This window comes from Amycolatopsis sp. M39, from assembly GCF_001651785.1.
GTDB classification, from domain to species: domain Bacteria; phylum Actinomycetota; class Actinomycetes; order Mycobacteriales; family Pseudonocardiaceae; genus Amycolatopsis; species Amycolatopsis rubida.
The window spans coordinates 655,979-671,377 of the sequence record NZ_LWSF01000002.1; the positions used below are offsets into that span (position 1 = coordinate 655,979).

General features: G+C 70.1%; 15 protein-coding genes. 9 read left to right on the top strand and 6 right to left on the bottom strand.

Translation table 11 applies throughout. The features are described 5' to 3' along the window. Nucleotides 1-34 precede the first annotated feature (34 nt). The 6 genes from A4R44_RS07870 to A4R44_RS07895 all read right to left on the bottom strand — a co-directional run bounded on the left by A4R44_RS07870 (nucleotide 35) and on the right by A4R44_RS07895 (nucleotide 6,231). Nucleotides 35-343, bottom strand: coding sequence for a hypothetical protein (locus A4R44_RS07870; RefSeq protein ID WP_067577720.1), 309 nt, complete (start codon nucleotides 341-343; stop codon nucleotides 35-37). Between the two features lie 84 nt (nucleotides 344-427). After that, entirely contained in the window at nucleotides 428-2,254 is a 1,827-nt protein-coding gene (locus tag A4R44_RS07875; protein ID WP_067578133.1) for a dynamin family protein, read from the bottom strand. Between the two features lie 538 nt (nucleotides 2,255-2,792). After that, nucleotides 2,793-3,392, bottom strand: a complete 600-nt coding sequence (locus tag A4R44_RS07880) for a TetR/AcrR family transcriptional regulator (protein WP_067577722.1) — start codon at nucleotides 3,390-3,392, stop codon at nucleotides 2,793-2,795. Further along, on the bottom strand, nucleotides 3,389-3,868 hold the full coding sequence (locus A4R44_RS07885; RefSeq protein WP_067577724.1) for a hypothetical protein: 480 nt from the start codon (nucleotides 3,866-3,868) through the stop codon (nucleotides 3,389-3,391). The genes A4R44_RS07880 and A4R44_RS07885 overlap by 4 nt, the downstream gene beginning before the upstream one ends. A 192-nt stretch (nucleotides 3,869-4,060) precedes the next feature. Beyond that, a complete protein-coding gene (locus A4R44_RS07890; protein WP_067577726.1) occupies nucleotides 4,061-4,654 on the bottom strand; it encodes a hypothetical protein in 594 nt (197 codons plus the stop codon). A gap of 32 nt (nucleotides 4,655-4,686) precedes the next feature. Further along, a complete protein-coding gene (locus A4R44_RS07895; protein ID WP_067577728.1) occupies nucleotides 4,687-6,231 on the bottom strand; it encodes a dynamin family protein in 1,545 nt (514 codons plus the stop codon). A gap of 166 nt (nucleotides 6,232-6,397) precedes the next feature. On the opposite strand from A4R44_RS07895, the gene A4R44_RS07900 reads away from it, so the two are divergent. From A4R44_RS07900 to A4R44_RS07940, 9 genes are all read left to right on the top strand, one after another. Then, nucleotides 6,398-7,591, top strand: coding sequence for a sensor histidine kinase (locus A4R44_RS07900; RefSeq protein ID WP_067577730.1), 1,194 nt, complete (start codon nucleotides 6,398-6,400; stop codon nucleotides 7,589-7,591). Continuing rightward, nucleotides 7,588-8,244, top strand: coding sequence for a response regulator transcription factor (locus A4R44_RS07905; protein WP_067577732.1), 657 nt, complete (start codon nucleotides 7,588-7,590; stop codon nucleotides 8,242-8,244). The genes A4R44_RS07900 and A4R44_RS07905 overlap by 4 nt, the downstream gene beginning before the upstream one ends. 204 nt (nucleotides 8,245-8,448) lie before the next feature. After that, nucleotides 8,449-9,384: an ABC transporter ATP-binding protein gene (locus A4R44_RS07910; protein ID WP_067577734.1), complete on the top strand. Its 936-nt coding sequence runs from the start codon at nucleotides 8,449-8,451 to the stop codon at nucleotides 9,382-9,384. Nucleotides 9,385-9,412: 28 nt separating this feature from the next. Then, nucleotides 9,413-10,153 (top strand): ABC transporter permease, encoded by a 741-nt coding sequence (locus A4R44_RS07915; protein WP_067577736.1) that lies wholly within the window; start codon nucleotides 9,413-9,415, stop codon nucleotides 10,151-10,153. A gap of 156 nt (nucleotides 10,154-10,309) precedes the next feature. Further along, a complete protein-coding gene (locus A4R44_RS07920; protein ID WP_067577738.1) occupies nucleotides 10,310-11,218 on the top strand; it encodes an ABC transporter ATP-binding protein in 909 nt (302 codons plus the stop codon). Continuing rightward, nucleotides 11,215-11,958 carry an ABC transporter permease gene (locus A4R44_RS07925; RefSeq protein ID WP_067577740.1) on the top strand — a complete coding sequence of 248 codons (744 nt, stop codon included), beginning with the start codon at nucleotides 11,215-11,217 and terminating at the stop codon, nucleotides 11,956-11,958. Before A4R44_RS07920 ends, A4R44_RS07925 begins: the two co-directional genes overlap by 4 nt. A 215-nt stretch (nucleotides 11,959-12,173) precedes the next feature. Next, nucleotides 12,174-12,668, top strand: coding sequence for a hypothetical protein (locus A4R44_RS07930; protein WP_198545199.1), 495 nt, complete (start codon nucleotides 12,174-12,176; stop codon nucleotides 12,666-12,668). A gap of 20 nt (nucleotides 12,669-12,688) precedes the next feature. Continuing rightward, a complete protein-coding gene (trmB, locus tag A4R44_RS07935) occupies nucleotides 12,689-13,396 on the top strand; it encodes a tRNA (guanosine(46)-N7)-methyltransferase TrmB (protein WP_095213228.1) in 708 nt (235 codons plus the stop codon). Nucleotides 13,397-14,337: 941 nt separating this feature from the next. Next, the coding region (locus A4R44_RS07940; RefSeq protein ID WP_067578137.1) for an IS110 family transposase at nucleotides 14,338-15,399 on the top strand (1,062 nt) is incomplete at its 3' end.

Sequence of the window (15,399 nt, forward strand, 5' to 3'; positions counted from 1 at the left end):
CGTTAGGCCGGTTCGGTTCCCGTCCACAAGCCGATCACCTGCTCACGGCGGCAGACCGCCGCCGGTGAAAGAAAACGCACCCACTGCCCGCGTCGTCGTGGGTCACTTCCCGCCGGGCCGTGCCCCGCCCCGCTGACCTGGAACCCTCGTAGTACGCCCAGTACGGAGTGCCGAGTCTCTTGCCGAGCTGGATCTGGACATTGTCCTTGGCGAAACCGTCGACGGCCACCGTCGCCGGGTACTCGCTGGAGGCGTGGCAGTTGACGTTCCGCAGGCCGATCGGGTGCTGTCGTCGCTCACCGATGGCGAAGATCGCGAAGCCGCCACCACCGAGCAGCACCACGGCGGGCGGTTGCCACTGCCGAGGAGGCGGCACCCCATCGCGGGGCTGGCGGCACGCCCCACTGGTCCGTGCGTCACCCGCTGATCATGCCCGATCACGGACCGTGCGAATGCGGGAAAGCAGGGCTTCGGCCCGGGCATGCCCCTCGGTCACGTCCTTGAGGCGTTTCGAGACGATCGCGATCTTCTTCGCCCGCTCCTGCGCGCTCATCTTGATCGTCTGGTCCACCTCCTTCAGCTCCGCCTCGATCGCCTCGATGCGGCGGCCCAGCGCCTCGTCGAGGGCGAGCGACAATTGCTGCTCAGCCTCGATGAGCTGCTCGGCGATCAGCTGGTCGAGCGTCGAGCGGGCGTCGGCGATCGCTTCGACCAGCCATTGCTTCAGGTGCTGTTTGTCCGAGGCGTGTTTGCGGGTGCGCGCCATCCACCAGCCCGCGCCGAGGCCGATCACGATCGTCGCCGGGAGCACGACCGGGTTGAGGATCGCGACGCCTGCCAATGGCAACGCGGCGATCTTCCCCGCGCCGACGCCACCGGAAATGCCCATGAACACCAGCAGTTTGTCTTCGGCGGTCGGCGGTTTCTTGTCCGGCGGGCGCAGCACCACCGGCGGACCGCCGGCGCGCGCGAACTGGGCGCGGATCACGTCGAGTTCCTCGGCGGAGAACAACTCCGAAAGCGCCGTGTTCGTCACCTGGTTCAGCCGCCTCGACAGCTGCATCGACACCCGCTGCGACGCGGTCTGCAGCGCGATGTCGACTTCCTGCGGCAGCGCGGCCAGTTCGTCGCGGTTCGCCGCGTCGATGCGCTGGCGGAAATGTGCCTGCGCCTCGCGCATCTCGCGGCTGCTCTCGTGGCCGACCTCGACTCGCGTGCGCTGGATTTCGCCGCGCAGGCGCAGTTGCCAGCCGCGGGTGGAGGTGCGGCGTTGGGACTGAAGATCGTCGCGGCGGGCGCGGAGTTGTTCGGCTTCCGCTTCGCCCGCTGACAACGCACGGCTTTCGGCTTGCAGCTTCGCCTTGATCCCGGCCAGCGCGCTCGACAGCGAGCGGAGCGTGTTGGCTTCCTTGAGCATCATCGACCGGCCGACCAGCAGTTCCTGCAGCGCGACCTGCACCGCCGCGATGCCCGACTTCTCCCGCAGCATGGCGGCGACCTGCGCGTTCGGCGCTTTCGCGGCGGTCTCGAACACGCGTGCCGACACCGGGTGGAAGACCGCGTCGGCAAACCGCGGCGCGTGTTCGGCGAGCAGGTGCCGGTCGGCTTCCAGGATCTCGCGCCAGCCGCGGAACGCGTCGGTTTTGGCCAGTACGAACACCACCGTCTCGACGCGGTCGGAGACCTCGCGCAGGAACTGCAGTTCGGTGGAGGTGAACGGGGCCGACGCGTCGACCACGAACACCAGCGCGGTCGCGCCCGCGGCGGCTTCCTTGGCCAGTTCGCCGTGCAGCGAATCGAGCCCGCCGACGCCCGGGGTGTCGACCAGGGTCAGCCGTTCCAGCAGCGGGACCGGGCCGGACACCTCGACGTAGCGCGGCGGCAGCTGACCCGGCGGCAGCTCGTGCGAGGCGGACACCCAGTCGACCAGTTGCGTCAGGTCGAACGGCACCGACGCCAGCTGACCGGGGTAGCAGGCCTGCGCGCCCCACTGCTGGGCGTGCTCGAAAACGAGGTAGGTCGCGGTGGCCACGTCAGCGTCCACAGGGGACAGTCCCGGGGTCGCGAGCAGGGCGTTGACCAGCGAACTCTTCCCGCGGTTCGTTTCGCCGACGACCACCACGGACGGTTTCTCCGAACGGGCCTTGCGCTGGTCCTCAACCCATTTGGCGGCGGGGGAATCAGCCTCGCGGACGACGCCGAGCAGCTGTTCGCGTGCGGCCTGGACCTGAGCGGGAAGCGTCGGTGCGGTCACTGCGCCCGCTTCGCGTAGACGGTGACGATCGGCGCGCGCAACAGCCGGTCCTGATCGGCGAACCCGACGACCTCGGTCTCCGCGACGACGCCTTCCAGCTCCGGATCGTCGGTGNTCGGTGGGCACCGCGCCGCCCGCCTCGTGGCGAGCCGGGTCGAAGCGTTCGCCCTCGGCGCGCAACGCGGTGACGCCGATCGAGGCGAGCCCGTGTTCGAGCCGTTCCACGACACCGCTGCTGCGGGCGCGGTCCAGTGCGTACAGGCACAGCTGGATGAGCGCCTGCCGGTCGGAAAGCGCGCGTTCGAGGTCACCCGGGGCAGCTACGAGGTCCACATCGGGATCCGACGCATCCGCCGCGGCGGCGGTTCCGTCCGCCTCGGCGATGATCCGGGCGAGCGCTTCCGCGCTGATCTCGCCGGTCGGAGCTTCGGCCGCGTCGGCAGCTTCCTCGTGGCCGAACCACGCCATTGAGACCCTCCCCCTGGTCGTCCGGGTGATTTCACCAGTTTGCGGCACTGCGGCGCGCGGCGGGGGCGGATCACTCAGACGGGCCGAGAATCCGCGCCAGCAGCTGCCGCAGCACCGCCTGCTCGTGCTCGACGTCCAGATCGGGATCGAGGCTCGCGCGGGAAAGCAACGCGTCGACCAGCGCGACGACCCAGTTGCCCGCGTCGGCCGGGGACAGCATGGGGGAGAGCCTGCCGGTCTGGACGCCGCGCTCGATCAAGCCCGCGAGACCGACGCGCATGAGGTCGTCGTTGCTGCGGATCAGCTCGTTGAACTCCGGATCGCGCGCGGCTTGCGCGGCCGCTTCGAGGATCAGCCGCACGACGCCGGGCAACACGATCGCCGCGGTCATCCGCTCAACGACAGCGAGCACGCCTTCCCACGGGTCGGCCATGTCCACCGCGGTGGCGAGCAGGTCCTCGTTGCTGGTGGCGTCCGCCTCGAAAATGCCGACGAAGACCGCGCGCTTGCTGGGGAAGTAGTGGAACAGGCTGCCGGAGCTGATCCCGGCCGCACGGCAAATGTCCGCGGTCGAGGTCTTTGCGAAGCCGTCGCGGGCGAAGCACCCGGCTGCCGCGTCGAGAATCGCGCGCCGTTTCGCCGCGTACTTCTCCGGATCGACGGTCCTCATCGCTCTGGCCGCGGTTCGTCGAGCCACGGGCGGCCGTGCGAAGTGAACGCTTCGGCCAGCTGCCGGCGAGACAGGTCCGTCTTCTCCCTGGCGATTTCCCGGTCGTTCTCGCCGAGCAGCACGAGCTTGCCGTCGTCGACGAACACCGCGGCGAGAGCAGTGTCGATGCGCCGGCGCCGCTCGCGTCGTTCGAGCGTGACGCGCGTGGCGGACACCGTGACGATCAGCCGGTCCCACGCCCACATCCAGGCGAACGCGACCCCGAGCAGCGCGCCGACAGCGACCGCGCCGATCAGCCGCCACGGCTGCGGAACCGAATGCAGCAGCCGGAACGGGCCCTGCACCGGAAACCAGGTCAGCGAGGTGATCCAGCCGCTGAGTGCCTGCACGCCCCAGCCCAGCAGTGCCCCGGCGACCGGGCGGGCCAGCCACGAGCCGCGGCGCACCCACGCCGGTTCGTCGACCACGGTCTCCATGGTGGGCAATAGTAGACCGCGTACTCGGTTTATGAATGCCCGGACTGGTCGAGCGAACGCCAAAGCGGCGAACCCCCGCGGGCGCAGCGGCGAGATTGCCCCTGGCCGGGTGGCCCTCACGTACGTCAGCGGGAGCGGAGAGCGCCCGCGGGCGGGCACCGCAGGCGAGGTGGCGCAAGCGTTTGCGCGGGATCAGGCGAGTTCGTGGATCAGCGAGCGCATCGCCTGGTCGAGCGCCGGAACGTCCGCGGCCAGCCGGGACGACACCAGCAGCTGGTGCTCCGCCGTCCGCAGCCACACCCGGCCCGCGACCGGGATCTCCAGCACCGACAGCCGGAACGGCCGGGCGCGACGGCCCAGCTCCACCTCGGTCTCGCGGACCAGGCGGCCCAGCCGTTCCCCGGCGAGGATCTGGCGGCGGTGGAAGCCGGACGAGACCGGGCGGCGGGCCGCGGCGAAGTGTTCGGCGGCGGCCGGGGCGAAGTGCTGGGCCGCGAGGTCGATCGCCGAACCGTCGCCGGGAGCGGGGCTTTTCCGGCGGGTGCGGGCGGAACCGCGCTCGCGGAGGAAGGTCAGCAGGCCGTTCCACCACGGTTCCCACTGCGCCTGCACCGCCGCGCGGTCGAGGGCGGGCGGGACGTGCACCGGGACGGCGGGTTCCACCGGCGGCAGCAGCTGGCCGTCGGCGATCGAGAGCGCGAGAACGTCCCGGAGGAACAACGCCACGTCGACGTCGTGGTCGCTGCCCCAGTTCACCCGCCACGAGGTGGTGTCCTCCAGCCGCACGACATTCAGCCTACGCGTCGCGGACGAGGTGTTTACTGTTCGCGGATCTGTTGCCAGATCAGGAAATAGGCACGGTGCACGACGTGGGCCACGCGGCTTTGCGCCGGAGTCGCGCCGAAAGACGCGAAAGACCGCCACCAGCCGGCGCGTTCCAGCGCGTGCGCCGCCAGCTCCGGGCGCGGGGCGCCGGGAAGGCCGAGCTGCGCGCCGATGTCGGCGTTGCTGCCGACCCGAAGCACCTCTTCCGCCAGGTCTTCCGGCATCTCGACCGCGCCAGACGCGACGAGCGTCAACGCTTCCAGCAACCGCAGCTGATGCGCTTCCGGGCGGGCCAGCAGCACCTCGATCGCGTCGTGCACGCGCTGCCGTTCGCCCGGGTCGCCGGACGCGTGCGCCAGCGCGGTCACCGATGCCAGCGCGGCCGCCGCCTTGATCCCGTCCGCGCGCGCGGCGAAGACGATCGACAGCCGCCGCCGGACCGCGTCGAGTCCGGAGATGTCGAGGAGCTTGCGCCGCAACGCTCCCGCGGTGATCTCCGGTTCCGCGCGGATCGCCTCGACCGCACAGCGGATTCCGAAGAGATCGAGGTTCTCCAGCAGCCGCAACCGGATTCCAGTCGGGACGTCGCACTCCCAGCTGGTGAAGATGTCGGCCGCGATGAGCATGGTTTCGAGGACGTCGTCGTCGAGCGCGGCGAGCTGGCCGAGCGCTTCGGCGTCGGCGGAGGTGAACCCGCCGGACTCGGCCGATTCGGCGATCAGGCCGATCACCGGCAGCACGTCCGCCACCCGCGGCTTCAGCGTCGCGGCCTGCTTCTCGGCGAGCAGTTGCGCGGCTTTCCAGACGTCTCCGCCGGAGCCTTCGACAGTTTCCGCGACGACCGTGTCCGCTTTGTTCAACACGGCGATCGCGTTGACCGGTCCCGCGTCCCGGCTCGCGGTCGCGGCGGTGAACGCGGCCAGCGCCTGCTGATCGTCCGCGCGCACGCCCTGGGTCACCACGTACAGCACGGCCTCCGCGCCCGCGACGGCGTTGCGCGAGGTGTCGTCGAGGTCGTCGGAACCTTCGTCCTGCTCGGCCGCGCCCAGCAGCTGCTCGGTCCGCGACACCGACGCGGCGTCCAGCGAGCCGAGACCGGGGGTGTCGATCACCGTCATGTCCTGCAGCACGGCGTTGGTGAGGTAGGCCTCAAGGTGCGAGACCTCGGAGATGTCGACGCCGAGCTCGGCCGGGATCGACCCGTCCGCGGCGAACGGCAGCACCTGCTTGCGGCCGTCGAGGAACACCACCTCGACCCGGTCGACAGTGCCGTACTGGAACCGCGTGACCAGCCGCGTGCACTCGCCGACGTCGGTGGGCGCGACCAGCCGCCCGATCAACGCGTTGACCAGCGTCGACTTACCCGATTTGATCCGGCCGGCGACCGCGACCTGCAGCGGCGCGCCGAGCCGCCGCAGCACCTCGGCGAACCCGGCGGCGGTGCGCGGGGACACCTGGGACCGCAGCCGGTGGCACAGCTGCGCCACCGACGCGGACAGTGGGCCGGCGAGTCGCCCCCGTTCCGCCGCTGCCGTCACCGCCCCGGCCCCCTTCCGGCTCGTTCGCTCACCCGAGCAGGAATCGTCGCATGCCGGTCATCCTTCGGTCGCACCGAAGGTGCTACCCGCGACCGACGCGGCCGCCCGCGCCGCGACCTACTGTTGAGTCGTGCGACGGCTCAGCCTCTGGATGCGTGCTCACCCGATGGTCGGGGACTCGCTGCTCGCGGTGCTGCTCGCGGCGTTCGACATTCTCGTGTTCGCCGCCGGCGGCCTCGATCCCGACGCTCCCGGCCCGTCCTGGTACATCGCGGTCCCGATCGACATCGCCGTCGTCGCGCCGCTGGTGTTCCGCCGCAAACGGCCGGTGCTCGCCGCGTACGCCGTCTACGTCGTTTCGTACGCACACAGCGCACTGGACCTCGGAGTGTCCGGCCTGGTCGCGCTCGCGATCAGCCTCTACTCGGTCCAGGTCTACGTCGGCCGGAAGCAGGGCCTGCTCTACGGCGGCGCGTTCGTGGTGGCCATGGCCGTCGCCGCGATCGTCAAACCCGAACCGTCGGTGGCCGCGCAACTGCTGTTCAGCGCCTTCACCATCGCCTTCTGCTGGCTGCTCGGCGAATTCATGTACGCCCGCCGCGCCTACCAGCGCGAACTGGAGGCCCGGTTGCATCTGCTGGAGACCGAACGCGACCAGGCCGCGCGCATCGCGGTGGCCGAGGAACGCGGCCGGATCGCCAGGGAACTGCACGACGTGGTGGCGCACTCGGTGAGCGTGATGGTCGTGCAGGCCGACGGCGCGGCGCTCGCCCTGAAATCCAATCCGGAGCTGGCCGGACGCGCGCTCGGGACGATCTCCGAAACCGGCCGCGGCGCGCTGGGCGAACTGCGCCGGCTGCTCGACGTGTTACGGGGCGACCGCGGCGACGACGAACCGCGGGTGCCGCAGCCGGACGCGACCGCGCTGGGCGACCTCGCCCAGCGGATGCGCGCCGCCGGCGTCCCGGTCGACCTCGCCCTCGGCGACGGACTGGACGACCTGCCCGCCGGGGTGTCGCTCGGGATCTACCGGATCGTCCAGGAATCGCTCACCAACACGCTCAAGCACGCCGGGGCCGGGGCGAGCGCCGCGGTCCGGGTGCACCGGACCGGCGACCAGATCGAGGTGCTCGTGCGCGACGACGGCGCGGGCCGGGCGCGGCGGCTCGAACAGGTCGGCGCGAACGGAGCGACGGGAACGGCCCGCCAGCCGGCGCCCCGGCTGTCGGTCGCGGGCGGGAACGGGCTGATCGGGATGCGGGAGCGGGCGCACGTGTACGGCGGGACACTGGAGGTGGGCCCCGCCGCCGGCGGTGGCTGGCAGGTGCGAGCGGTGCTGCCGGTTAGGTTGAACTCGTGATCCGAGTGGTGGTCGTCGACGACCAGGAACTGATGCGCGTCGGGTTCCGGATGGTGCTGGGCGCGCAGGCCGACATCGACGTGGTCGGCGAGGCGGGCGACGGCGCGCAAGCCGTGCGGATGGCCGCCGAACTGCGGCCCGACGTCGTGCTGATGGACGTGCGGATGCCGGTGCTCGACGGCGTCGAGGCGACGAAACAGATCGTCGCGGCGGGCACCGCGCGGGTGCTCGTGATGACCACCTTCGACCTCGACGAGTACGTCTACGCCGCGCTGCAGGGCGGCGCGTCCGGCTTCCTGCTCAAGGACACCCAGCCGGACTACCTGGTGTCCGCGCTGCGTTCGGTCGCCGACGGCGACGCGGTGATGTCGCCCTCGGTCACGCGCAGGCTGCTCGACCGGTTCGTCGGCTCCGGCGGTTCGGAAATGCGTGATCCGGCCGAACTCGACGTGCTGACCGACCGTGAACGCGAAGTGCTCGTGCTGATCGCGAAAGGCATGTCGAACGTCGAGATCGCCGAGACGTTGTTCCTTTCCGAGGCTACGGTGAAAACACACGTCGGGCGGATCCTGTCCAAGCTCGACCTGCGCGACCGCGTACAGGCGGTCGTCCTCGCGTACGAGACCGGGCTCACCCGGCCGGGGATCGGCTGAAGCGTCCGATTCGGACACTGTCCACACCGGACCGTGCGGGCAAAGTTCAGGGTCGGCTCAGGGGCATCCCCCATCGCGCTCCACCCTGCGACACGATTGAGTACTACTCAGGTCGGGTAGCCAGTTCGATCCACAGGATGACGCGAAAACGGCCGCGCTGAGACAGGATGAATTCCGTCAGCACCGCCGTAGAGGGAGCAGGGGATGATCGAGGCAACAGGTCTCACCAAGCGGTACGGGAACACGCTCGCGGTGAACAACCTGTCGTTCAGCGTGGCCGCGGGGAAAGTCACCGGATTCCTCGGCCCGAACGGCGCCGGCAAGTCCACCACGATGCGCATGATCCTCGGACTGGACAACCCGACCGGGGGCCAGGTCCGGATCGGCGGGAAGCTGTATCGCGACCTGAAGGAACCGCTGCGCACGGTCGGCGCGCTGCTCGACGCGAAATGGGTGCACCCCAACCGCTCGGCCCGCGCGCACCTGCAGTGGATGGCCCGGTCCAACCGGATTCCGGCGGCTCGGGTGGACGAGGTGCTCGACACCGTCGGCCTCACCAGCGTCGCGGGCAAGCGGGCGGGCGGGTTCTCGCTCGGCATGTCGCAGCGGCTGGGGATCGCCGCCGCGCTGCTCGGCGACCCGGAGGTGCTGCTGTTCGACGAGCCGGTGAACGGCCTCGACCCGGAGGGCATCCTCTGGATCCGGAAGTTCATGCAGCGCCTCGCCGCCGAGGGCCGGACCGTGTTCGTGTCGAGCCACCTGCTTTCGGAGATGGCGCTCACCGCGACCGACCTCGTGGTCATCGGCAAGGGCCAGCTGATCGCGCAGTCCACCACGGAGGAATTCGTGGCGCGGGCCGCGGAGAACACCGTGAAGGTGCGCTCGCCGCAGCTTCCGGCGCTGCGCCAGCAACTGATCTCCGCCAGCGCTCAGGTCGCCGATGCCGGCGAAGCGCTCATCGTGTCCGGAATGGACAGTGCGAAGATCGGCGAGATCGCCGCTTCGGCGAACCTCGTGCTGCACGAGCTGAGCCCGCAGACCGGCTCGCTCGAACAAGCCTTCATGCAGATCACCGGCGACTCCGTCGAGTACCACACCGGGCTCGAAGCAGAGGCGCAGCAGGCCGCGGCCATCCGCTGACCACACTCTCGTTGGGAAGAGATAACTCATGACTTTGCTCGCGGTCGAACGCATCAAGCTCCTCACCACCCGGTCGCCGTGGTGGTGCGCCGTCATCGCACTGGCCCTCACCGTCGGATTCGCCGGTCTCATCGCCGCCTCGCTCCCGAGCGGGGAATCGCTGTCGGTCGCCAACACCCAGGCCGGACACCAGTTCGGCATCGCGGTGATCATGGTGCTGGCGGCGCTGGCGGTCACCACCGAATACCGCTTCGGCACGATCCGCACGACGTTCCAGGCGGTGCCGAAGCGGGGCAGCGTGCTCGTCGCGAAGGCCACCATCGTCGCGCTGCTGTCGTTCGTGATCGGCGAGATCGGCGCCTTCGCCTCGTGGGGCCTCGGCTACGCGATCCGCCCGTCGGACGAGACCGCGCTGAGTTCCTCCGCGGACTGGATCCATGTCGCGGGCGTCGGACTGGTGTTCGCCTTCGCCGCGGTCATCGCGGTCGCGGTCGGCACGCTGATCCGGCACAGCGCGGGTGCGCTTTCGCTGCTGCTGATCTACGTGCTGGCGGTGGAAAACCTCGTGCAGCTGATCCCGACTGTCGGGCCGAAGATCCACGAGTGGCTGCCGTTCACGGTCGCGGAGCGGTTCCTCGGCAGCAGTTCCGGCGGACCGGGCGCGGCGGACGCGGCGCTGTCGCAGTGGGGCTCGCTGGCCTACTTCGCCGGCGTGGCCGTGGTGCTGCTGGCCATCGCGATCGGCGTCGCGAAGAAGCGCGACGCCTAAAGACCCACAGGGGTGTTCGGGCGAGTCAGGCGGGGGCCGGCGGAGCCGAACAAGGGGAAAAAGGGGAAAAGGGGAACAAGATCCGGGTCGCCATTCGGGGGGCGGCCCGGATCTTTTCGTTTCGGTAGAGTTCGGTGCCACGAGAAGGGGGGCGGCGTGCTCGAAGCGACTGGACTCACCAAGTCCTACGGCGACACGGTCGCGGTGCGGGACCTGACATTCACCGCGCGAGCCGGTCGCGTCACCGGGTTCCTCGGCCCGAACGGGGCGGGCAAATCCACCACGATGCGGCTGCTGCTCGGGCTCGACGCGCCTACCGCGGGCACCGCGCACATCGAGGGCAAGCCGTACCGGCAGCTGTCCGATCCGCTGCGCACGGTCGGCGCGCTGCTCGACGCGACGTGGCGGCATCCGGGCCGCTCCGCCCGCCAGCATCTGCGGTTCCTCGCCGCGACGAACGGGCTGCCGGATCGGCGTGCCGACGAGGTGCTGGAGCTCGTCGGGCTGTCCGCGGTGGCCCGCAAACGCGCGGGCACCTTCTCGCTCGGCATGCTGCAGCGACTCGGCATCGCGAGCGCGCTGCTCGGCGACCCGCGCGTGCTGTTGTTCGACGAACCGGTCAACGGGCTCGACCCGGAGGGCGTGCACTGGGTGCGCCAGCTGCTGCACGGGCTCGCCGCGGAAGGCCGCACGGTGTTCGTGTCGAGCCATCTGCTGCCGGAAATGGAGCAGACCGCGCAGGATCTCGTGGTGATCGGCCGCGGCCAGCTGATCTACCAGGGCACGATGGCCGATTTCGTGGACCGCGCCGGCTCGCGCGGGGTCCGGGTGCGCACACCGCACGCCGACGCGCTGCGAACCGCGCTCACCGAAGCGCGCGCGGTTTTCACCGAGGATTCCGGTGCGTTCCTGGTGTCCGAAATGGACAGTGACGCGATCGGCGAACTCGCTTTCGCCGCGCGCGCCACGCTGCACGAGCTGAGCCCGCTGGCCGGTTCGCTCGAGCACGCCTACCTCGAATTGACCGGCCAGGCGGCCGAATTCACCAGTGGAGGTGCGCGGTGAATCTGCTGCGGGCGGAACGCATCAAACTTTTCAGCACTCGTGCGCCCTGGTGGTGCGCGCTGATCGCGGTGGCCGCGCCGATCGCGTTCACCGCGTTGTTCCTCGGACTTTCCGGGGCCGAAATCACCGCCGACGTGAGCAATACCCAGCTCGCCACGAGCACCGGCCGCACGGTCGCGCTGGTGCTCGCGGTGCTCGCCGCGACGGCCGACTTCAGCTGGGGCACGCTGCGGCTCACCTTCCAGGCGGTGCCGACGCGGACGCCCGCGCTGCTCGCCAAGGGCACCGTTGTGCTCGCGGTCTGCGCGGTGCTCGGCCTGCTCGCCGGCGTCGGCTCGTGGGGGCTGGCGCATCTCGTGCGCCCGGACGCCGACCTCGGCCTGCACTCGGGGGCGGACTGGCGCATCGTGTTCGGCCAGATCCTGACCTTCGCGCTGACCGGACTGCTCGGCGTCGGCGTCGGCCTGCTGCTGCGCAGTTCCGCGCTGGCACTGGCGATCGTGCTCGTGTGGACCCAGCTGGTCGAGGGCCTGGTGCTGCTGATTCCCAAGATCGGCGGCGATCTTTACCAGTGGATGCCGTTCTACGCGGCCTCGCAGTTCGCCGGTGGCGATTTCACCAGGACGACACTGAAACTGTCGCCTCCTTTCGGGCCGTGGGGTTATCTCGCGTATTTCGCGGCGATCAGCGTGGTGTTGTTCGCCGCGGGCGTGGCGACCGCGAATCGGCGGGACGCCTGACCTGCACGTGCACATTCCCGATTGCCCGGCAGGCATTCGGATTAACTTCACGTAAACCGGTGTGGCTTCTCTCACAGGGAGCGGACATACTGTCGGAAACCCACGGATATTCACAGCAGAGCCCCGTCTCAGCTCTCCGGAGGTGAACCGTGACGGTGGACGTTGATCAACTCGTTTCCCGCGACGCTGCGGTACCAACCCCTCGGCTCGAACCGATGCTGGACCTCGAATGGTCCCAGGCGATCGAGCTGCCCCGGTTCGCGCTGCCCGCGACCCGGCCCGCCGAACTGCGCCAGGCGTGGGTGCATCGCGCACCCGAGGACGCGGTGCTCGGGCTGTACCGGCGGACGAGCGGAGCCGACGACGCACTGCCCGCGCCGTGGTGGCTGCGCGCGGTCGCGAGCGGACGGCTCGAATCGCGCGAACTCGGCTTCCGCATCGAGGACCGGGTGGCGCAGCTGCTGGGCAAGCGGATGGGCTGGGAGTTCGTCCCGTGGGCGGCCGACGGCGAATCCGGGTACTGGGAGTTCATGCCGTCCGAACGCGGCAAGTCCGGCCATTCCATCCCGACCACCGTGCTGAACACCGACCGGCACGACGGCTGGATCGACGTGTTGCCCGCGCATTCCGCCCGCGCACCGGAGCCGGTGGCGGTCGCCGGACTCGCCGGGCTGCGCTCCCGGCTCGGGGAGTTCGAAGCGGTCCGCTGACCCGCCCGTATGTTGTCCGGGTGGAAAACGAGGACCAGCCACGGCTGCGCAGCGTGGTCAGCTACGTCAAACGCGGCGGACGGATGACCGTCGGCCAGCAGCGAGCCTGGGAGGAACACTGGCCGCGACTCGGCCGGACGGTGTCGGAGCTGCCTTCCGGGCCGGTCGACTTCACGGCATGGTTCGGCCGCGAAGCGCCGGTGATGCTGGAGATCGGTTCCGGCATGGGCGAGACGACCTCGCAGCTGGCCGCCGCCGCGCCGGAGCTGAACTACGTGGCCGTCGAGGTGTACGACCCCGGGCTCGGGCAGCTCATGCTGCGCGCGGAGAAGCTCGGAGTGACGAACCTGCGACTCATGCACGGTGACGCGGTGGTCCTGCTGACGTCGCATGTCCCGCCCGGGACGCTGTCTGGTGTGCGGCTGTTTTTCCCGGACCCGTGGCCGAAGAAACGGCACCACAAGCGGCGGATCGTGCAGCCGGAGTTCGTGGCTTTGATCGCGTCGCGGCTTGCTCCCGGCGGGACGTTCCATATGGCGACGGACTGGGAGCACTACGCGGAGCAGATGCTCGAGGTGTGCTCGGCGGAGCCTGCGCTGCGGAACCGGTACGCCAACGAGCCTGACGGCTGGGCGCCCCGGCCCGAGTGGCGGCCGGTGACGAAGTTCGAGCAACGGGCGGACCGGGAGGGACGGGTTTCGCACGATTTGATCTTCGAGAAACGCTGAGCCCGCCCGTGGGGTGAGGGCTGGCGTCGGCTGGATCTTCGGCTAGACGCGGGCTGGGGCTGGCTGGGGTCTTGGCTGGGGTCTTGGCTGGAGCTGGCTGGTCCTGAAGCGGTGGGGCGAAGGTGGCCGAGCGGGGCGGGGCTGGCGAGCGTCGGCGATGTTGTGAAGCACGCGAGAGCAGCGAAGCTGGCGAAGCGGCGGAACGCGCCGGGTTGGCGAAGCAGCGAGGCTGGCAAGCGCCCACGGTGTCGCGAAGTGCGCGAGAGTGACGAAGCAGGCCAAGCGGGTGACGCGGCGAAGCACGCGAGGCTGCCGAACATCCACGGTGTCGCGAAGCACGCGAGGCTGNGCACGCGAGGCTGCCGAACATCCACGGTGTCGCGAAGCACGCGAGGCTGCCGAACATCCACGGTGTCGCGAAGCACGCGAGGCTGGCGAATCGGGCGGAACGCGCAGCGTTGACGAAGCGGCGAAGCGGGTCGAGCTGGCGAAGCAGGGGAAACTGGCAAACGTCCGCGGTGTGGTGAAGCGCCCGAGATCGGCGAAGCAGCGAAGCAGGCGTAGGCAATGCGGCAGGCGAAGCAGCGAAGCAGGCATGCGGCAGGCGAAGCCAGCCCAGCAGGCGAAGCAGGCGAAAGCGACGAAGGGCCGTCACCGGGTTCCCATCCCCGGCAACGGCCCTTCGCTTCCTTCACCCCCGGTGCCGCCCCCCCCGTTACCGTTTTCGTGGTTCCTGATCAAGGAGCTGTGGTCGCCAGGCTCGGCATGACTTTGTCCCCCTGTCGCAGGCATGATCCGGGGGGTGGTGTCACCGGGCCTGGTGGCATCGACCGACCGCTGATAAGGACACGGCCGCCTGCGGGCAGGTCTCGTCGTAACGTGGGTGCCGGCGCTCGATGCACGACCGGCGACCACCCGCACCACGACGAAGGACATGGTGGATGACCAGCAGTTTCGGGGTTTTCCTGGGGTTGGACGTGGGCAAAGGAGAGCACCACGCGGTCGGTCTCGGTCCGGACGGCCAGCGCCTGCACGACGGGCCGCTGCCCAACAGCGAACCCAAGCTGCGGGCGCTGTTCGACAAACTCGCCGTCCACGGACCGCTGCTGGTCGTGGTCGACCAGCCCGCCACNCCCGCCACGATCGGCGCGCTGCCGGTCGCGGTCGCCCGCGCCGCCGGACACGAGGTGGCCTATCTGCCCGGCCTGGCGATGCGCCGCATCGCCGACCTCTACCCCGGCCGGGCCAAGACCGACGCTCGCGACGCGTTCGTCGTCGCCGACGCCGCCCGCTCGCTGCCGCACGCCCTGCGCCAGGTCGACGTCGGCGACGACGCCCTCGCGGAGTTGGACGTGCTGGTCGGCTTCGACGACGACCTCGCCGCCGAGGCAACGCGGATCAGCAACCGGATCCGCGGCCTGCTCACCGGCGTCCACCCAGCCCTCGAACGCGCCATCGGACCGCGCACCGCCCATCCGGCGGTGCTGGAAATCCTGTCCCGCTGCGGCGGACCAGCCGGAATCCGCAAAGCCGGACGCCGCAAACTCACCGCGATCGCCACAGCCCACGCACCCCGCATGGGAGACAAACTCGTCGCGGCGATCATGACCGCGCTGGACGAGCAGACCGTCACCGTCCCCGGAACCGCAGCCGCCGACACCGTCCTGCCCCGATTGGCCGACAGCCTGAAAGCCGTTCTCCAGCAACGGAAACAGGTCGCCGCCGAGGTCGAGGGGATACTCGATGCGCACCCTCTCGCCGGGGTCCTGACCTCGATGCCCGGCATCGGAGTCAGGACCGCAGCCCGCATCCTGCTCGAAATCGGCGACGCCTCCAACTTCGCCAGCTCCGCGCACCTGGCCGCCTACGCCGGCATCGCCCCCGTCACCCGAGCCTCCGGCACCAGCATCAAAGGCGAACACCCCGCCCGCACCGGCAACCGCAAACTCAAACGGGCGTTCTTCCTCGCCGCCTTCGCCGCCCTGTCCGACCCCACCAGCAGG